Genomic DNA, 18755 nt, shown 5'->3' with positions numbered 1-18755 from the left:
AGGGACCGCAGACCCATGAGCAAGCCACTGAAGCAGATCCATCTGGCCGCCCACTTCCCGGGCGTCAACAACACCACCGTGTGGAGCGACCCCGCGGCCGGCAGCCACATCGAGTTCAGCTCCTTCGCCCACTTCGCGCAGACCGCCGAACGCGCCAAGTTCGACTTCCTGTTCCTCGCCGAAGGACTCCGGCTGCGCGAACAGGGCGGGCATATCTACGACTTGGACGTCGTCGGGCGCCCCGACACCTTCACCGTCCTCGCCGCGCTCGCCGCCGTCACCGAACACCTCGGCCTGGCCGGCACCATCAACTCCACGTTCAACGAGCCCTACGAGGTGGCCCGCCAGTTCGCCAGCCTCGACCACCTCTCCGGCGGCCGGGCCGCCTGGAACGTCGTCACCTCCTGGGACGCCTTCACCGGCGAGAACTTCCGCCGCGGCGGCTTCCTCCCCCAGGAGGAGCGCTACTCCCGCGCCCAGGAGTTCCTCGCCACGACGACCGAACTCCTCGACTCCTGGCAGGGCGACGAGATCCTCGCCGACCCGGTGACCGGCACCTTCCTGCGGGACGCGAAGGCCGGCTCCTTCGTCCACACCGGCCGGCACTTCGACATCCACGGCCGGTTCAACGTGCCGCGCTCCCCGCAGGGCCGCCCGGTCATCTTCCAGGCGGGCGACTCCGACGAGGGCCGCGAGTTCGCCGCCGCGGGCGCCGACGCGATCTTCAGCCGGTACGCCACGCTCGACGCCGGGCAGGCCTTCTACACGGACGTCAAGAACCGCCTCGCCAAGTACGGCCGCCGCCACGACCAGCTCAAGATCCTGCCCGCCGCGAGCTTCGTGCTGGGCGACACCGACGCCGAGGCCGAGGAGATCGCCAAGGAGGTACGCCGGCAGCAGGTCAGCGGGGCCACCGCGATCAAGCACCTGGAGTTCGTCTGGAACCGGGACCTGTCGGCCTACGACCCGGAGGGCCCGCTCCCCGACATCGACCCGGACCTCGGCGAGCAGCACATCGCCCGCGGACGCGCCCAGGTGCGCATGTACCGCGACCCGCTGGCCACCGCCCGCGAATGGCGCGAACTCGCCGCCGCCCACCACTGGTCGATCCGCGACCTGGTCATCGAGACCGGCAACCGGCAGAACTTCGTCGGCTCGCCCGCCACCGTCGCGAAGACCATCAACGACTACGTGCAGGCCGACGTGAGCGACGGCTTCATCCTCGTCCCGCACATCACCCCGACCGGCCTCGACGTCTTCGCCGATCAGGTCGTCCCCCTGCTCCAGGAACAGGGCGTGTTCCGCACCGCGTACGAGGGCCCGACCCTGCGCGACCACCTCGGTCTCGCCCACCCCGACGCCCCCGGCGCGCGGGCGGCGTCGTGAAGTTCCTGGCGATCACCCTGATCGTGCACCGCCCGGACCCGCTCACCGGTGTGCTCACCCCCACCCACGACCGGTTCCGCGAGGTGCTCGACAACGCGCTGCTCGCCGAGGAGCTGGGCTTCGACGGCTTCGGCGTGGGGGAGCGGCACGAACGGCCGTTCCTCTCCTCCTCGCCGACCGTCGTGCTCAGCCACATCGCCGCCCTGACCCGGCGCATCCGCCTCTTCACCGCGGTGACCACCCTGAGCCTCCTGGACCCCGTGCGCGCCTACGAGGACTACGCCACCCTCGACCACCTCTCGGGCGGCCGGCTCGACCTGATCATCGGCAAGGGCAACGGGGCCGCCCAGCGCGACCTGTTCCACGTCACGCCCGAGGACCAGTGGGACCGCAACGCCGAGAGCTACGAGGTGTTCCGGCAGCTCTGGCGGCAGGACAAGGTCACCGCGGCGACCCGCTTCCGCCCTCCGCTCCAGGACGCCGAGGTGTGGCCGAGGCCGTACCAGCAGCCGGTCCGGGTCTGGCACGGCAGCGCCACCAGCCGGGAATCGGTCGACCTGGCCGCCCGCTACGGCGACCCGCTGTTCTCCGCCAACGTCACCCATCCGATAGAGCCGTACGCCGAGTTGATCCGGCACTACCGCGAGCGCTGGGAGCACTACGGCCACGACCCGACCGGCCTCGCCGTCGGCGCCGGCACGGCCGGGCTCCTGGTGACCCGCACCTCCCAGGAGGCGCTCAGGCTCTACCGGCCGGTCTTCGAGGCGAACCTGGCCTTCCAGAAGCAGGCCGGCCTGCCGGTGGTCTTCGAGACCCTGGAGGACTTCGTCGACCGCAGCTCCGCCCTGATCGGCAGCCCGCGGCAGATCATCGAGAAAGTGCACCGCTACCACGACCGGTTCGGGCACACCGTGCTCCATCTGCAGGCCGACGCAAATGGACTGACGGACCCTCAGCACCGTTCCTCCCTCGCCCTGTTTCAGTCCGAGGTCGCCCCCGTGCTGCGCCGCGAGATCCCCGACCCGCCCTTCGCCTGGGCACCCGTACTGCCCAAGTCACCGGTCTCGCCGGTCCCCGAGGAGTCCGCCCATGTCTGACATCCCCCTCGGCGTCCTCGACCTGGTCCCGATCCCGTCCGGCGCCACCGCGGCCGACGCCCTGCGCAACTCCATCGACCTCGCGCGAGAGGCGGAACGCTTCGGATACGCCCGCCACTGGTTCGCCGAGCACCACCTGAACCCGGGCGTCGCGGGCACGTCCCCCGCGGTCCTCCTCGCGCTCACCGCCTCCGCCACCTCCAGGATCCGGCTCGGCTCCGGAGCCGTACAGCTCGGCCACCGCACCGCGCTCTCCACGGTGGAGGAGTTCGGCCTGCTCGACGCCCTGCATCCCGGCCGGTTCGACCTCGGCCTCGGCCGCTCGGGAGGGAAACCGCCGGGACAGCCCTCGACCCCCCTGGCGACCGCCACCCCGGTCGTCGACGGCCGTGCCCCGAACGGCCTGCGCGTCCCGCCCCGCTTCTCCTTCGCCTACCTGCTCGGCTCGCCCCGGATCGCACTGCAGCGCAGGCTGCTCCTGCTGCCGGGCGCCGAGTCGCAGGACTACGCCCAGCAGATCGACGACCTCCTCGCCCTGCTCGCCGGCACCTACCGCTCCCCGGAGGGCATCGAGGCGCACGTCGTGCCGGGGGAGGGCGCCGAGGTGGAGATGTGGATCCTCGGCAGCAGCGGCGGCGAGAGCGCGGAGGCGGCGGGCGCCCGCGGGCTGCGGTTCGCGGCCAACTACCACGTCAGTCCGGGCACGGTCCTGGAGGCCGCCGAGGGCTACCGCGCCGCCTTCCGGCCCTCCGACATCCTCGACAAGCCGTACGTCAGCGTCTCCGCCGACGTCGTCGTCGCCGAGGACGACGACACCGCCCGCGAACTCGCCACCGGATACGGCCCCTGGGTCCGCAGCATCCGCACCGCGGAAGGCGCCATCCCGTACCCGACCCCCGAAGAGGCCCGCGCCCACGTCTGGACCGACGAGGACCAAGACCTCGTCCAGGACCGCCTCGACACCCGGTTCGTCGGCTCCCCGAGCCGGGTCGCCGACCAGCTCGAACAACTCCAAGAAGCCACACAGGCCGACGAGTTGCTCATCACGACGATCACCCACGACCACCGGGCCAGGGTCCGCTCCTACCAACTCCTCGCGCAGGAGTGGCGCGGGCGAGGTCACTCCTCCCAGTCGAGCTGATGCCCGGGAGTACCCACCGACCTGCCGTACGCGACCGCCGCGGCGCGGCCCGCCGCCTCGCCGCGTCGGTAGCGGAAGACCTTCCCCGCGAAGACGACCACCCGCTCGTCCCCGGCGGTGAAGTCGGCGTACCAGCCGTTCGCCGGTTCCAGTGCGTCGGCGAGAGCGGTCGCCAACCCGGCGACGTCGTGGTCGTCGTCGGCCTCCCACTCGACGAGTGTCCACAGCGGGGGCTGCGTGCCGGTCGCGCTCGCACCGACGTCGATCCGGGCGACCCTGCGCAGCCGCACTCCGGGCGGGGCGAACTCGGCGCCGGGACGGAGGCTCTCGCCGAGGACGTATCCGGTGATCACGTGCTGTCTCCCTGAGGCTGAGGCTGAGGCTGAGGAGCGGGGCGTGCCTGTGGGAGACGCTACGACGGTATGGCTGACATCCTGTGTCAGCCATCCGGTTCGGGTCCCGCGACGAGGAGGCGATCGCCCGATGAGAGCGGACCGACTGCTGTCGCTGCTGCTCCGCCTGCAGTCACGCAGACAGATGACGGCCCGTCAACTCGCCGACGAACTGGAGGTGTCGGTCCGCACCGTCTACCGGGACCTGGAGGCGCTCGGCGCGGCCGGGGTCCCGGTGGTGGCCAGTGGCGGCCCCGGCGGCGGCTGCCGGCTGCTGGAGGGCTGGCGCAGTCCGCTGCTCGGTATCAGCGCCGAGGAGGCGACGGCCCTGCTGGCGGTGTCCGCGGGCGGCCCGCTGGAGCGGATCGCGCTGGGTGACGCGCTCACGCAGGCCAGGCTGAAGCTGCTGGCGTCGTTGCCGGCGGCCGGCCGGGAGCACGCCCACACCGCGGCGAGCCGCTTCCACCTCGACACCCGGGCATGGTTCAAGCCGCCCGAGCCGGTCCCGCACCTCGCCGTGCTCGTCGATGCCGTACGGCGGGACAGACGTCTGCGCCTGACGCACGCGAGCCGGCCCGCCGCGAGCGAGGTGGACCCGCTGGGGCTCGTCGCGAAGGCGGGCGTGTGGTACCTGGTCGTACGGTCGGACCGAGGCATCCGCACCCACCGGGCGTCACGGATCACGCGGGCGGAGCTGCTGCCCTGCTCCTTCACCCGGCCCGCCGACTTCGACCTGGCGGAGCACTGGGCCCGCTGGACGGCCGAGTTCGAGGCGAGCCTCGACCAACTGCCCGTCACCGTACGCCTCACCACGGCCGCCCTCGCCGCCCTCCCCGAGGTGCTCGGCGACACCACGTCCGCGGCGCGGGCGACCCCCGACCCGGAGGACGGCTGGCACCGTCTCGTCCTCCGCTTCGACTCCCCGCGGGCCGCCTGCCGCCGCCTCCTCGGCTTCGGCCCCGACGCCGAGGTCCTCGAACCGGCCTCGGTGCGAAGGGAGTTGGCGGAGAGGGCCCACCGCACGGCAGCCCGCTACGGGTAGTCGGCCGGCTCCGTGCCATGAGCGATGCCATGGCTTTCCGTGTCGTCCCCGCCGCACCGCCGGCCTCCACCAGCCGCTGGTGGACCAGCCCGCCAACCCGCTTCTGTCGCCAGGGTGTCGGCACGGCATGGGTCAGGGGACGCCTCCCTCCCCCGAAGGTGACGTCCCCTGACCGCTCCCCCGGCGCCGGACTGTGGTCCGAGCCCCGCCCGTGTGCGGCCTGCCTGCGCTGTCACCAGCACATGACGGCTGTTTCCCCCGAACCCCAGCCGGAGTACAGGCGCACACGGACGAAGTAGCGGCGGCCCTTGACGAGACGGGCCTTGATCGTGGCGTTGTGGGCGGTGCCCCCGTCGTCCTCGCCGGTGAGATAGCGGGGTTCGCCGTCCCGCTCCTCGAAGAGCACCACCAGGGCGTCGCTGTCACCGAAGGTGCCCACCGTGTACTCGCGGGTCTCCGACGGCTCGACGACGAAGTCGGCCTGCTCGCCCGGGCCCAGACCGAGCGGCACCGAACGGAAGGGCACCAGCCCGGGCGCCCGCCCCGGGGCGGCCGGCGGATACCAGCGCAGGACGTACTCCTTGTCGGCGGCGGAGAGCGTGCCGGGCGGGTTCAGACCCGCGCGGTACTGCTCGGGCTCCAGGATCAGCCCCGCCTCGAAGGGATACTCCATGATCGACTGCGGGTCCCAGACGGAGCCGTTCACCTCGCGCCGGTCCAGCTTGCGCAGGATGTTGAAGAACGTCCGGTCCCGGCTCCAGAAGTTCGGCGAGCCCGCCAGATCGGCGTAGACGGCCTCGTCGTCCCAGTGGATACCGGCGAACGGGCTCTGGTGCTCGTGCAGCATGCCGAGCCCGTGCCCGATCTCGTGCAGGGCCGTCCCGTGCTCCCCGGGCACGGTCAGGTCCCAGCCGAAGTTCATGGTCCGTTCGTTCAGCCCGATCAGGAGCGCGTCCTTGCCCACCGTCGACCACGAGCCGTCGCCGAGCTGGAACCCGATCCGCAGTTCGGCCTCCGAGCGGTCGCCGACCTCGGTGAACGACACCCCGATACCCAGGTCCTGCCACTCCCGGAAGGCCTCGCGTACGACGTCCCGCTGTTCCTTCGCGCCGACCCACGACACCCGCCTGGTCGCGCCGGAACCCGGGACGGCGATGACCGAGCCGTCGGAGTCGTCGTCGAAGAAGTAGTAGTGCAGCACGGTGTGGTTGGCCCACATCCGGCGGCCGGCGATGAGCGCACTGTGCCGCTCGGCGGCCAGTCCCGGCGCGAAGGCGGGGGCCGGCTGCTGCGCGAGCGAGCAGTAGCGTGCGGTCATGGCGAACAGCCTGCCGTGGGCCGGCCCAGGGCGCCTGAGTCGGGGGCTACTCAAGTCCGCCTGTATCAGAGGTGAGTATGGCGACTCATCCTGTCGTGACGACTTACGAACGGGACGCGAAGACCCTGGAACCGCTCTGGCCGTTCACCGGCCGGGAGGACGAACTCGCGCTGGTCCGCGGGGCGCTGACCGCGGCCCGCCACGGCATCGTGGTGACCGGCCCGGTCGGCAGCGGCAAGAGCCGCCTCGCCGCCGAGGCCGTTCGCGGCACCGACTGCGCCAGGGTCGCGGGCACCCCCGAGACCCGGCAGCTCCCCTTCGCCGCGTTCGCACACCTGCTCCCCGAGTCCGTCTCCCTGTACCGGGCGGTCCAACTCCTCTCCGGAATCCGGCTGTTGCTGGTCGACGACGCCCATCTGCTCGACGACTCCTCGGCCGCCCTCGTGCACCAGCTGGCCGTCCACGGACGGACCCGCCTCCTGGTCGTCGCCGCCGACAGCGCCCCGGTGCCCGGCGCGATCTCCCGCCTGTGGACCGGCGAACTCCTGCCCCGCCTCGCCCTGGAACCGCTGCCCCGGGAGGAGACCGCCCACCTGCTCGGCGCGGGCACCGACGACGGCCCCGAGCCGCTCACCGTGAACCGTCTGTACCGCCTGTGCCGGGGCGATCTGCGTCTGCTGCGCGACCTGTTCGGCGCGGTCCGCGACCGGAGCACCTCCGTCCCGGGCGCCTCGGGCACCTGGGCCTGGCGCGGCCCCGTCCCGCTCACGGCGACCGTCAGGGACCGCACCGCGCACCTCCTCGACCGCACCGGCCCCGACGGGACCCTCGAACGGCTGGCCTTCGCCGAACCCCTCCCGCTCGACCTCGACGACCTCGATCTGCACACCCTCGAACACCTGGAGGCCGACGGCCTGGTCCACGTCGACGACCACGGAGCCGTCCGCCTCGCCCACCCCCTGCACGGGCCCGTCCTGCGCGCCGCCGCCGGACGGCTGCGGGCCCGCCGGCTGGCCCGCGCGCCGGAGAGCTGCGCCGCCGCCCTGGCCGCCGAGTCCGCCGCGCTGACCAGGGGCATCGAGCGGGCGGACGTACGGGCGATCCCGGCACCGGTGGGGGAGTGGCTGCTGGACGAGGGCGCTGCGGTGCCCGCCGGGCACGCGGCCGTACGGGCGCGGTTCTCGCGGTTGCGGGGAGAGCTGCGCGAGGCGGCGGCCTGGGCGAAGGAGGGGCTGCGGGACGCCCCGGACGACCGGTCCTGCCGGGCCGAACTCGCCCTGGCGGCCGTCCAGTCGGGCGAGCTGCCCGAAGGCACCGTGGTGGCCGCCGCGACGGCCTGGCAGGCGGCGGCCCGCGGCGACCTCGACGCGGCGCTGACCGCGGCCGCCGACGACCCGTACGACGCCGTCCGCCTCGGTGCGCCCGACGCGGCCGTCGGCCGGCTGACCGGCGTCTTCGCCGCCCACGCCGACGCGCTCGCCCGCGCCGACGGCCCGGCCCTGGACCGGGCGGCCCTGCGCCTGGAGGAGCGCGGCTTCCTGCTGTTCGCCGCCGAGGCACACGCCCAGGCCGTCCACGCCCACCGCGACCCGCGCGCCGCCCGCACCGCACGCACCCGTGCCGTCACCCTCGCCCGGCGCAGCCAGGGTGCCCGCACACCGGCCCTGTCCGGGCTGGTCCTCGGCGAACTCACCGCCCGCCAGCGGCAGATCGTCACGCTCGCCGCGGCCGGCCTGAGCAACCGGCAGATCGCGGAGAAGCTCACCCTGTCCATCCGCACGGTCGGCAACCACCTCTACGGCGCGTACGCCCGCCTCGGCGCCAGCGACCGCGGCGCGCTGCCCTGGCTCGTCGAACTGCCCGAGGCGCAGCCGGCCTGAACCACCCACCGGACCGGCGGTCTGACCCTTGTGATCGGGGGAGGGGTCAGGCCGCCCCGAACGCCGAGAACGCCCACCCCGTCGCCTGATGGGTCGCGTCGCCCGGCAGCGCGGCGCGGGCGTCCCGCAGCGCCTCCGCCAGGGACAGGCCCGCGCCGATCCCCTTGTGCAGCGCGAGCATCAGGGGCACCACCGCGGCGTCGTTGACGGGCGCGCTGCACGCCACCACCCCGGCCGTGCCCAGCGGCAGCAGCGCGGTGACCAGGCCGAGCAGCTCGTCGGCGCCGACGGACGCGAACCGGGCGGTGTCGCAGCAGGACAGGATGATCCGGTACGGGCTGCGGGCCAGGCGCTCGAAGTCGTGGACGATCAGCGGGCCGTCGGCCATCCGCAGCGACGAGAACAGCGGGCTGTCCGCGCGGAACGTGCCGTGCGCGGCGATATGGGCCAGCGCCGAGCCGTCCAGCTGCTCCAACACCTGCGGAACGCGCGCCTCTTCGTGCTCCAGCACGGTCGATCCGCCGTACCGGTCGGCCAGTTCGGGCACCTCGGCGCCACCGGTCGCCAGCCCCGGCCCCCGCACCAGCACATGACGCCCACCGGACGGCGGAGCCGTCTCCCGGGCGCGCAGCCAGCTGCTCGCCGACGGCGACACACTGAACACCCGCTCCCGCAGCGACGGCAGCAACGCCCACGGCACCCGGTGCAGCCGGCCCGGCGGCACCACCACGACCGGACCGGAACCCAGGTGCGCCACCGCCGGACCGAGCAGCAGCTCCTCCAGACGGCGCCCGGCCGCCTCCACCACGGGCAGCCGCGCGTCCGCCCCCGGATGGGCCAGCCGCCGCAACCCGGCCTGCACATGCTCGGCCTCGGTCTCCGCCTCCGCCAGCAGCCCCGCCTCGAACCGCCGCACCCGCCCCCGTCCGCACAGCAGCACGTGCACCCGCCCGTCGAGCACGGCCAGTTCCACCAGCCGTACGTCGTCACCCAGGCGCTCCAGCAGCCGGGCGGGATCGAACCGGGCACCGTCACCGTGTGCGTCGCCACGGATGTGCAGGGTCCGGGACCGGATCTCGCGTTCCAGACGCCGCCGGTCGCGCTCCAGCGCCGGCACGGGACGGCCCTCCATACGGGCGGACTCCGCGCGCGCGGCGATCTCCCGGAACGCCGTCAGACCACGCTGCAGAGCGGGGTCGGCCGGGGGCCGGGTCGGCGGCGCCGACAGCACCGTCGCCCGCCACCGCTCGCTCCACACCAGGAGCCGCCGCGGACCGCCCGAGTCGAGACTGGCCCGCTGGGCCATCGCGGCGAGTTCCGCACCCTGCGCGGTCGCCCGGGCCCGGAGCTCCGAGGCCCCGAGGGTCATCCGGTGATCGTCCAGCACGTCGAGGCCGTGCCGGCAGGCCTCCAGGACCCCCCGGCCGGAACCGGCGGCCCGCGCCCGCAGCGCCTGCGCCGCCCAGCCCGTCATCCGCGCCAGCGGCGGACCGCTGTGCCGGCTGCGGGCGGCGACCGTCAGATGCCGTTCGGCGTCGGCCGTCCAGCCGAGCCCCAGCGCGATCCGCCCGGCCAGCAGCGAGGCCTCCGGCGCCGCCGGCGCCCCGAACGACGCCAGCTTCTCGGCGACCGCGGCGGCGTCCGCGACCAGCCGCCCCGAGCCGCGCCCGGCGGCGACCCGGGCCTCGATCAGCACCAGCCGGGCATGCGTCTCCCACCAGGTGCGCCGCTGCCCGGCGAACAGCCGTACGGCCATGTCGGCGCGCGCGATGGCCGTGTGCGGGTCGCCCGCCAGACGGGCCGCGCGCGCGGCGGCCAGCAGCAGTTCGGCCTTGCGGGTGGACTGCCCGCCGATGCCGTCGAGGACGGCGATCGCCGAGTCCGCCTCGCCGAGCGCCTCGGGGGCGAGCCCGGCGGCCATCAGGACCTCGCAGCGGCGGATGTTGAGCATGAAGGTCGGGGTGCCGAGCTTGGCGTACCGCTCCTCCGCCTCGTCGAGCAGCCGCAGCGCGGCGGGGATGTCGCCCGACCGGTACGCGGCGAGCCCGCGGCTCTCCACCGCGTCCGCCTTGTCGTGCTCCTGGCCGGTGGTGTCCCACAGCGCCTCGGCCGCGCCGAAGTCGGCCTCCGCGCGGTCCACCGCCCCGAGCGCGAGATGCACGGTCGCGCGCAGGGTCAGCGCGCGCGCCGTCCAGATGACGTCGTCCGCCTGCCGCAGCACGGGGATCGACCGGCGCACGTCCTCCAGCGCCGGCCGGTGATGTCCGAGCACCCAGGACGCGTAGGCCCGCCGGAACAGGACCTTCGCGCGCATGTGCCCGCTGCTGACCGCGACACCCCGCTCCAGTTCCTTCAGGCCCTCCCGGGTGCGGCCCGCGTGCACGAGCGCCACCCCGAGGGCGGCCAGGACGTCCGCCTCCCGCTCGGCCGACTCCGCGCGGACCGCCAGGTCGCGGGCGCGGCGCAGATGGTGCAGCGCGATCCGCAGGTCCCCCCAGTCCCGCTGCCAGATGCCGATCACCTGGTGGGCCACGGAGGCGTGCCACGACGACGGATCGGAGTCGAGGACGACCTGTGCCTGTGCGCGTGCCTCGTTCGGTGCGGCGAACACCATCGGCAGCAGTTCGAGAACCGAGTCGCTTCCTGCTGTCACTCCATGGATGGTAGTGGCCGCGGTTGTACGTCACACCGGTTTGGCGCTGTATCAATCGGCGCTCCCGCTGCTCTGACTGACGAACCACCGTCCCTAGGGGAGGACATGCCATGGCACCACAGCGTTTCCACGAGCAGTTCGACCAGATCCAGCGCTCCATGCCCGACGTCCCCCTGGCCCTGGGGCCGGACGACGCGGCGGAGTTCATCTACGAGAAGGGCGTCGTGCTCGCCCGCGACGAGGAGGCCCAGCGCGTCGAGGACAGCGTGCGCAGCCACTTCACCGCGGCGCCCGACCTGAGCGCCGACCACGTGCGCCGGGTGAGCCCGCAGACCAACCGCTCCGGGATCAGCCGGATCCAGGTCGGCGACCCGGGCCAGGGCGACCGGCACGCCGACCTGGCCGTCGCGAGCGCCCTGCGGGCCCTGCGCGAGCCCGAGGGACGCGCCGGACGCCGGCTGGTCAGCCGCAACCACGTGGTGTCGATCGCCGTCAACTCCTGCCCCGGCGACGAGCCTGTGCCCGCCCCGCGCGCGCAGGGCACCAACCCGGCGCCGGCCGACACCGGCCACGACCCGGACACCGCGATCGACGTCCTCGTCATCGACAACGGCCTCACCCACGACTACACGGCGGCGGGCGCCCTGCTCGCCCACGTCCAGGGCGACCAGCACGGCACCGAGACCGACGGCCAGGGCAACCTCCTGCAGTACATCGGGCACGGCACCTTCGTCGCGGGTCTCGTCGCGGCCGTCGCGCCCAACACGGACATCACCGTGCTCAGCACCCTCACCGACGCCGGCGCCATCCTGGAGTCGGAGTTCGGCGACCGGCTCTTCGACGCCGTCGAGACGCACGGCTGGCCGGACATCATCAGCCTCTCCGCCGGCACCTCCAACGGCCGCCTCGACGGCCTGCTCGGCCTGGATGCCTTCATGGAGGAACTGAGCGGCCGGCGCACCCTGTTGGTCGCGGCGGCCGGAAACAACGCCAGCGCCACACCCTTCTGGCCCGCCGCCTACGCGGCGCTGCCCGCCTACCAGAACGCCGTCCTGTCGGTCGGCGCGCTGCGCCACGACGGCGAGTACGGCGCCTGCTTCAGCAACCACGGCTCCTGGGTGAGCGCCTACGCCCCCGGCGAGCGCCTCACCAGTGTCCTCACCGGCTTCGACACACCCGTCCCGTACGTGTACCAGCACTCCACCTACCAGGCCTGCCGCTACGGCTTCGGGTATGCCTGCACCTGCCAGTCCCCGCAGCACACCGGTGTGTTGAGCGAGCCGGGCGACGACGGCACACCCGACCAGGTGGAGTTCGCCGGGTTCGCGCAGTGGAGCGGCACCTCCTTCGCTACCCCCGTCGTCGCCGGCCTGATCGCCGCCTACATGACGGCGAACAAGGAGACCGGCCCGCGCGTCGCCGGGCAGCAACTGCTCGCCGCGAACACCGAGTTCGCGGAGGTGCGCGGGGCGGAGGTACCGGCGCTGCGGCCGGGCACCTGGCGGCCGTTCCCGGACGTACCGCCTCCGGCGGGCGCATGACGGCCGGAACGGCCCACTCCACGGCGTACGATGACTTGCCGTACACGAGGGGTGGGACCGTGGACCGTGCAGATGTCGGCGCGCTCGTCCAGTCCGCCGTCGACGGCGACGCGGCGGCCTGGAAAGCTCTGGTGGAGGGCCTGAGCCCACTGGTGTGGTCGGTGGTGCGAGCACACCGGATGTCCGACGCCGACGCACACGAGGTGTACCAGACCGTCTGGTTCCGCTTCGCCCAGAACCTGGGCCGGATCCGCGAACCGCAGAAGGCGGGATCCTGGCTGGCCAGCACCGCGCGGCACGAGTGCCTGAAGGTGATCAAGAGCCTGCGGCGACTGATGCCGACGGACGACCCGCAGGTCCTGGACCGGATCAGTGAGGACCGGACGCCCGAGCAGTCCTTCCTCGACTCGGAGGAGGCCGCCGCCGAGACCGAGCGGATCCGGCGGGTGTGGCAGGAGTTCGAGGAACTCGGCGAACGGTGCAGGCAGTTGCTGCGCGTACTGATGGCCTCGCCGCCGCCGACCTACCAGGAGGTGTCCGCCGCCCTGGGTATCGCGGTGGGCAGCATCGGGCCGCTGCGCCAGCGCTGTCTGCGCCGCCTTCGGGCCCGACTCGACGCACGGGGAGCGTTGTGAGCGACATGAACGGCATGAACGGCATGAACGACCTGAGTGATGTGAACGGCGACTCCTGGGCCGAAGAAGGCATCGACGCCGAGGAGTTCGACGACGGAACCGGCGCGGAGGCGGACGACGGACTCCTGGAGGACCTGCGGCTGGCCGCGGGCATCCTGGACCCGGCGCCGGCCGCACTGCGGCAGCTCGCCGTGGAGGCCTTCGCGCTGCACGACCTCGACGCCCGGCTCGCCGAGCTGACCTTCGACTCGCTGGTCGACGCGATTCCGGTCAGAGGGGCGACGGACCCGCCGCGGATGCTGACCTTCCGCTCCGGCGACGTGACCGTGGACGTCGAGGTGACCGCACAGGGCCTGATGGGGCAGGTGCTGCCACCGCAGCCGGCCGGCATCGAGGTGCTCAACGGCCCTCGGACCGGCGTCGCCCTGGTGGCCGACGCCATGGGCCGCTTCACCTCCGACGTGCCCCCCGCCGGGCCCTTCGCACTGCGTCTGCGGGCCGGTGGCGAGGTAGTGGTCACGGAGTGGCTGCGCGCCTGAGCCGGTCATGGAACGCCGGCGCGGCCTGACACCGCGCCGGTCGTCCGTCACCGGACCCCGTCCGTCACCGGACCCCGCTCGTCACCAGGTGACGGGCAGCGTCCGCGGGCCGCGGATCATGGTCTTTTGGCGCCAGACGACCTGGTCGGCGGGGACCGCCAGGCGCAGGCCGGGCAGCCGGTCGAGCAGGGTCGCGACCAGGAGGTCGGTCTGGAGGCGGGCGAGTACGGCGCCGGTGCAGTAGTGGGCGCCGTTGCCGAAGGCCAGGTGCGGGTTGGGGTCCCGGACCGGGTCGATCCGGTCCGGGTCGGGGAAGACGGCGGGGTCGCGGTTGGCGGCCAGGTAGGAGACGTACACGGCGTCGCCCGCGCTGATCCGCAGCCCGTGCAGCTCGACGTCCTCCAGGGCGATCCGGGCCAGGCCCACCGAGGTGCGGTGCGGGATGTGGCGGAGCAGTTCGTCGATCGCGGTGTCCCGGGCCTCGGGCCGCTCACGCAGGTGCCGCATCAGCTCGGGCCGGGTCAGCAGCAGGTAGAGCATCTGGCCGCAGTTGTGGGTGACGGCCTCGCCGCCGATCTGCAGCGGACCGGCGAGGCCGACCGCCTCGCTCTCGCCGACGTCGCCCCGGGCCACGGCCGCACCGAGCAGGGAGTACACGTCGTCGCCGGTGCCGTGGGCGCGGGCCCGTACGGTGTCCGTGATCCAGCCGTACAGGCCGTTCTTCGCCTGCTCGGCGGCCTCGGCCCCACCGGAGGTGGAGATGATCCGCCGGGTCCAGGCGTGCACCTGGGCGCGGTCGGCGGCGGGCACCCCCATGACCTCGCTGACCAGGGCGATCGGGAACGGTTCCAGGACCCGTTCGACCAGGTCCGCGGGCCGTCCGTCGCTCACCACGCCGTCCACCAGTCCGTCGAGCATCTCCTGTGCCCGGGGCCGCAGCAGCTTCATCGCGCCGACGGTGAACGCCCCGGCCACCGCCTTGCGCAGCCGGTTGTGGTCGGGCTGGTCGGCGAAGGCGAGGGAGCCGGGCCGGGGCTTGAAGTGCGGGGCAAGACGGGTCACTTGACGGTTCGTCACCTCGGCCCGGCCGAACCGCGGGTCGTTGGTGATCGCCTTCACGTCGGCGTGGCGGGTGGCCAGCCAGGCCCAGCCCTCGCCGTGCGGCAGCCGGATACGGGTCAGCGGTCCCTCGCGCATGAGGTCCGCGAGGACGGGGTCGAACTCCGTCCCCGCCAGGTCGAGCGCGGGCCAGTCCCGTACCGGCGGTTCCCGCCCGGTCAGCGTGGTGGTCTCCTCGGTCATGCCCCCACCCTCACCGCCGCCCGGCCGGGTGTCGCGCGGGAGTGGTCCAGCCGGAGGTCAGCCCGTCACGGCCGCGACGAGGGCGGCCAGCGCCGACGAGAGACGGGTCAGTCCGGGCCCGGCGGGGCCGCCCGGCTCGCTCATGTAGGTGTCCCGGCGGATCTCCACCATCAGCGCGCTCACCCGGGGATCGCGACCGTAGAACTCCAGCGGCACGTACGCCCCGCCGAACGGAGTGTCCAGCCCGATCTCCCCGCACCCCGCGAACGCCTCCCGGGCCGCGCCGAGCAGCTCACCGGGTGTGTGGAAGGAGTCGGTGCCCAGACAGACCGGTGGCCGGGGCCCCTCGCCGTGCAGTTCGTAGGGCAGCGCACGCGTGGGATAGGAGTGCACGTCGATGATCACGGCCCGCCCCGCCACGGCGAGCCGCCCGGCCACCGCCTCCGTCATCGCCTGCGCGTACGGCCGGAAGTACCGCGCGATCAACGGCTCCGGGTCGGCGTCCGCGGGCCGCAGCGTCGCCCCGTGCGTGGTCCGGGTGTACACGGCGCCCATCCCGGCCGCGAGCATCTCCTCCCGCTCGTCGGGGAACCGCTCCGGATCCACGACCAGCCGGGAGAGCCGGTTGACGAACCGCCAGGGAGCGACCGGGGCGATCCGGGCGGCCTCGGCGGCGATCCGGGCGGTGTGCGCGTCGGTGATGTGGTCGAGCTCCCGCTCCAGCGCCGCGTCGTCCGGCACGATCCCCGCCCGCACCGCCGGCGGTATCTCCCGGGCCGAGTGCGGCACATGGAGGAGCACCGGGGAGTCCGCCGCGCCGGGCAGCAGCTCGAAGGACGGTGCGGCAGGGGTCATGGGGCGGCTCCCGGGGCGTTGTCAGTGGCATGGTGCACGATCAAGGTGGCACATCGGAACGTCGAGGAAGGGCGGGGAAACAGCATGCCCGTCAGCAACCAGCAGGTGACCGCACACCCGTTTCTCAAGGGGCTCTTCGGCGACGACTACTACCCCGACCAGGTGGTGGACCGAGGCCGGGAGATCCTGCTGCGCCTGTGCGGGCGCATCGAGACCGAGCGGCCCGCGGACCTGGCGGCGCTGTACGCCCTGACGCAGGCCGCCACCGAGGAGTTCAACGACCTCCAGACCGCCTTCGAGGAGGCCGGCAGCGACATCGAGACGGTGGCGCGGGAGGAGATAGCCGAGAACTTCTGGTTCGTGGCGCAGGCCTACGGCTTCACCGCCGCGGACGTGGAGGAGCTGATCGCCACCCGGGACTGGTGAGCCACGGCGGAGCGGACAGGACCGCAGGGACACGACCGCGCCCCGGCCGGGCGGCTGCCGGCCGGGGCGCGGTCGCGCGAGGTCTCCGAGGGGAGGCCGTCGCTCGCGTCAGCTCAGGGACGCGAGCGCCTCGTTCCACGTGGTCGACGGACGCATGACCGCCGCCGCCTTGGCCGGGTCGGGCTGGTAGTAGCCGCCGATGTCGGCCGGCTTGCCCTGGACGGCGTTCAGCTCGTCGACGATCGTCTGCTCGCTCGCGGCCAGCGTCTCGGCGAGCGGGGCGAAGGCCTTGGCCAGGTCCGCGTCGTCGGTCTGCCGGGCCAGCTCCTGCGCCCAGTACAGGGAGAGGAAGAAGTGGCTGCCGCGGTTGTCGATGCCGCCGACGCGACGGGTCGGGGACTTGTCCTCGTTGAGGAAGGTCGCCGTGGCGCGGTCCAGGGTGTCGGCGAGGACCTTGGCGCGGGTGTTGCCGGTGAACTCGGCGTACTGCTCCAGGGACGGGACCAGCGCGAAGAACTCACCGAGGGAGTCCCAGCGCAGGTAGTCCTCCCTGACCAGCTGCTGGACGTGCTTCGGGGCGGAGCCGCCGGCGCCCGTCTCGAAGAGGCCGCCGCCCGCCATCAGCGGGACGACCGACAGCATCTTGGCGCTGGTGCCCAGCTCCAGGATCGGGAACAGGTCGGTGAGGTAGTCACGCAGCACGTTGCCGGTCACCGAGATGGTGTTCTCGCCGCGGCGGATGCGCTCCACCGACAGCTTGGTCGCGTCGACCGGGTTGAGGATCCGGATGACCAGGCCCTCGGTGTCGTGCTCCGACAGGTACGCGTTCACCTTGGCGATCAGGTTGGCGTCGTGCGCGCGGGTCTCGTCCAGCCAGAACACGGCCGGGTCGCCGGTGGCGCGGGCGCGGGTGACGGCCAGCTTCACCCAGTCCCTGATCGGGGCGTCCTTGGTCTGGCAGGCGCGGAAGATGTCGCCGGCGGAGACGGCCTGCTCGATCACCGCGTTGCCGGCCTCGTCCACCAGGCGGACCGTGCCGGTGGTGGGGATCTCGAACGTCTTGTCGTGGCTGCCGTACTCCTCGGCCTTCTGCGCCATGAGGCCGACGTTCGGGACGGAACCCATGGTCGAGGGGTCGTAGGCGCCGTTGGCACGGCAGTCGTCGATGGCGACCTGGTAGACACCGGCGTACGAGGAGTCCGGCAGCACCGCGAGGGTGTCGGCCTCCTGGCCGTCCGGGCCCCACATGTGGCCGGAGGTGCGGATCATGGCCGGCATCGAGGCGTCGACGATCACGTCGGACGGCACGTGCAGGTTGGTGATGCCCTTGTCGGAGTCGACCATCGCCAGCGCGGGGCCCTCGGCGAGCTCGGCGTCGAAGGAGGCCTTGATCTCGGCGCCCTCGGGCAGGGACTCCAGGCCCTTGTGGATGCCGCCCAGACCGTCGTTCGGGGTGAGGCCGGCCGCGGCGAGGGTCTCGCCGTACTTCGCGAAGGTCTTCGGGAAGAAGGCACGCACCACGTGACCGAAGATGATCGGGTCGGAGACCTTCATCATCGTGGCCTTCAGGTGGACGGAGAACAGCACGCCGTCCGCCTTGGCCCGGGCGATCTGCGCGGTGAGGAACTCGCGCAGCGGCGCCACGTGCAGGACGGAGGCGTCGACGACCTCGTCGGCCAGCACCGGTACCGACTCGCGCAGCACGGTGGTGGAGCCGTCGTCGCCGACCAGCTCGATCCTGAGCGTGCCCGCCTCGGAGATCACGACGGACTTCTCGGTGGAGCGGAAGTCGTCGACACCCATCGTCGCCACGTTGGTCTTGGACTCGGGGGTCCAGGCGCCCATGCGGTGCGGGTGGTTCTTGGCGTAGTTCTTGACCGACGCGGGAGCGCGGCGGTCGGAGTTGCCCTCACGCAGGACCGGGTTGACCGCCGAGCCCTTGATCTTGTCGTAGCGGGACTGGATGTCCCGCTCCTCGTCGGTCTTCGGGTCGTCCGGGTAGTTCGGCAGCGCGTAGCCCTGGGCCTGAAGCTCGGCGACCGCGGCCTTCAGCTGCGGGATCGAGGCCGACACGTTCGGCAGCTTGATGATGTTGGCCTCGGGCGTCTTGGCGAGCTCGCCCAGTTCCGACAGCGCGTCCGGGATCCGCTGGTCCTCGGTCAGGTACTCCGGGAACACGGCGATGATGCGCCCGGCCAGCGAGATGTCCCGCGTCTCGACGGCGACACCCGCCTGCGCGGCGTAGGCCTGGACCACCGGCAGGAAGGAATACGTCGCCAGGGCCGGGGCCTCGTCAGTGTGCGTATAGATGATGGTCGAGTCAGTCACCGGGTGCTCCGCTCCACGTCTGCAACATTGCTCGACATCAAGATATCTCCTGATCGACCTCGGCTCGACAGGGGTCCGCACAGTCGTGCGGTTCGTCGGCAGAAATATCGCCTTCGACGCAACCGACTCGTCCGATCATGTGGTCATGGAGAGTGATCGACCACGATCGCCCGATCGCCCAATGGACGTGACGGCCGGAACCGACCAGCCGGCCGTCCGA

The 18755-nt window shown here is 72.9% G+C and carries 15 protein-coding genes; 9 read left to right on the top strand and 6 right to left on the bottom strand.

Translation table 11 applies throughout. The features are described 5' to 3' along the window. Positions 1 to 15: 15 nt before the first annotated feature. From ACZ5VD_RS07175 to ACZ5VD_RS07165, 3 genes are read left to right on the top strand one after another with little or no spacing between them, the layout of a single operon-like run. Complete coding sequence (locus ACZ5VD_RS07175) at positions 16 to 1386, top strand: NtaA/DmoA family FMN-dependent monooxygenase (RefSeq protein WP_468681274.1); 1371 nt, start codon at positions 16 to 18, stop codon at positions 1384 to 1386. Next, positions 1383 to 2483, top strand: a complete 1101-nt coding sequence (locus ACZ5VD_RS07170; RefSeq protein WP_468681272.1) for an LLM class flavin-dependent oxidoreductase — start codon at positions 1383 to 1385, stop codon at positions 2481 to 2483. The genes ACZ5VD_RS07175 and ACZ5VD_RS07170 overlap by 4 nt, the downstream gene beginning before the upstream one ends. Further along, positions 2476 to 3624: an LLM class flavin-dependent oxidoreductase gene (locus tag ACZ5VD_RS07165; RefSeq protein WP_468548399.1), complete on the top strand. Its 1149-nt coding sequence runs from the start codon at positions 2476 to 2478 to the stop codon at positions 3622 to 3624. The genes ACZ5VD_RS07170 and ACZ5VD_RS07165 overlap by 8 nt, the downstream gene beginning before the upstream one ends. On the opposite strand, the gene ACZ5VD_RS07160 is transcribed toward ACZ5VD_RS07165, so the two are convergent. After that, positions 3603 to 3977 (bottom strand): hypothetical protein, encoded by a 375-nt coding sequence (locus tag ACZ5VD_RS07160; RefSeq protein WP_468681270.1) that lies wholly within the window; start codon positions 3975 to 3977, stop codon positions 3603 to 3605. The two genes, ACZ5VD_RS07165 and ACZ5VD_RS07160, sit on opposite strands and share 22 nt — an antisense overlap. 130 nt (positions 3978 to 4107) lie before the next feature. Here ACZ5VD_RS07160 and ACZ5VD_RS07155 point away from each other — a divergent pair, with 130 nt between their 5' ends. Next, positions 4108 to 5058 carry a helix-turn-helix transcriptional regulator gene (locus ACZ5VD_RS07155; protein ID WP_468681267.1) on the top strand — a complete coding sequence of 317 codons (951 nt, stop codon included), beginning with the start codon at positions 4108 to 4110 and terminating at the stop codon, positions 5056 to 5058. Positions 5059 to 5290: 232 nt separating this feature from the next. On the opposite strand, the gene absR1 is transcribed toward ACZ5VD_RS07155, so the two are convergent. Then, positions 5291 to 6376, bottom strand: coding sequence for a beta-glucuronidase AbsR1 (gene absR1, locus ACZ5VD_RS07150; RefSeq protein WP_468681266.1), 1086 nt, complete (start codon positions 6374 to 6376; stop codon positions 5291 to 5293). A 77-nt stretch (positions 6377 to 6453) separates the two neighbouring features. On the opposite strand from absR1, the gene ACZ5VD_RS07145 reads away from it, so the two are divergent. Then, on the top strand, positions 6454 to 8256 hold the full coding sequence (locus ACZ5VD_RS07145; protein WP_468681264.1) for a LuxR family transcriptional regulator AbsR2: 1803 nt from the start codon (positions 6454 to 6456) through the stop codon (positions 8254 to 8256). Between the two features lie 46 nt (positions 8257 to 8302). Here ACZ5VD_RS07145 and ACZ5VD_RS07140 read toward each other — a convergent pair whose 3' ends face one another. Continuing rightward, a complete protein-coding gene (locus ACZ5VD_RS07140) occupies positions 8303 to 10870 on the bottom strand; it encodes a CHAT domain-containing protein (RefSeq protein ID WP_468681664.1) in 2568 nt (855 codons plus the stop codon). 149 nt (positions 10871 to 11019) lie between these two features. On the opposite strand from ACZ5VD_RS07140, the gene ACZ5VD_RS07135 reads away from it, so the two are divergent. From ACZ5VD_RS07135 to ACZ5VD_RS07125, 3 genes are read left to right on the top strand one after another with little or no spacing between them, the layout of a single operon-like run. Then, positions 11020 to 12450 (top strand): S8/S53 family peptidase, encoded by a 1431-nt coding sequence (locus ACZ5VD_RS07135; RefSeq protein WP_468681263.1) that lies wholly within the window; start codon positions 11020 to 11022, stop codon positions 12448 to 12450. Beyond that, positions 12447 to 13085, top strand: coding sequence for an RNA polymerase sigma factor (locus ACZ5VD_RS07130; RefSeq protein WP_468681261.1), 639 nt, complete (start codon positions 12447 to 12449; stop codon positions 13083 to 13085). Before ACZ5VD_RS07135 ends, ACZ5VD_RS07130 begins: the two co-directional genes overlap by 4 nt. A 5-nt stretch (positions 13086 to 13090) precedes the next feature. Continuing rightward, positions 13091 to 13624 carry a hypothetical protein gene (locus ACZ5VD_RS07125; protein WP_468548765.1) on the top strand — a complete coding sequence of 178 codons (534 nt, stop codon included), beginning with the start codon at positions 13091 to 13093 and terminating at the stop codon, positions 13622 to 13624. A gap of 81 nt (positions 13625 to 13705) precedes the next feature. Here ACZ5VD_RS07125 and ACZ5VD_RS07120 read toward each other — a convergent pair whose 3' ends face one another. After that, on the bottom strand, positions 13706 to 14926 hold the full coding sequence (locus tag ACZ5VD_RS07120; RefSeq protein WP_468681258.1) for a cytochrome P450: 1221 nt from the start codon (positions 14924 to 14926) through the stop codon (positions 13706 to 13708). Between the two features lie 57 nt (positions 14927 to 14983). Further along, entirely contained in the window at positions 14984 to 15781 is a 798-nt protein-coding gene (locus tag ACZ5VD_RS07115; protein WP_468681256.1) for an N-formylglutamate amidohydrolase, read from the bottom strand. A gap of 84 nt (positions 15782 to 15865) precedes the next feature. Here ACZ5VD_RS07115 and ACZ5VD_RS07110 point away from each other — a divergent pair, with 84 nt between their 5' ends. Further along, positions 15866 to 16207: a DUF5713 family protein gene (locus ACZ5VD_RS07110; protein WP_468681253.1), complete on the top strand. Its 342-nt coding sequence runs from the start codon at positions 15866 to 15868 to the stop codon at positions 16205 to 16207. Between the two features lie 108 nt (positions 16208 to 16315). Here the strand turns inward: ACZ5VD_RS07110 and ACZ5VD_RS07105 are convergent, their stop codons facing one another. Further along, positions 16316 to 18535, bottom strand: a complete 2220-nt coding sequence (locus ACZ5VD_RS07105; RefSeq protein WP_468548409.1) for an NADP-dependent isocitrate dehydrogenase — start codon at positions 18533 to 18535, stop codon at positions 16316 to 16318. Between the last annotated feature and the right edge of the window lie 220 nt (positions 18536 to 18755).

Source organism: Streptomyces sp. NPDC032822, assembly GCF_055578825.1.
Note: the sequence above shows the minus strand (reverse complement) of the source record. Positions and strands in the feature narration are given on the sequence as shown.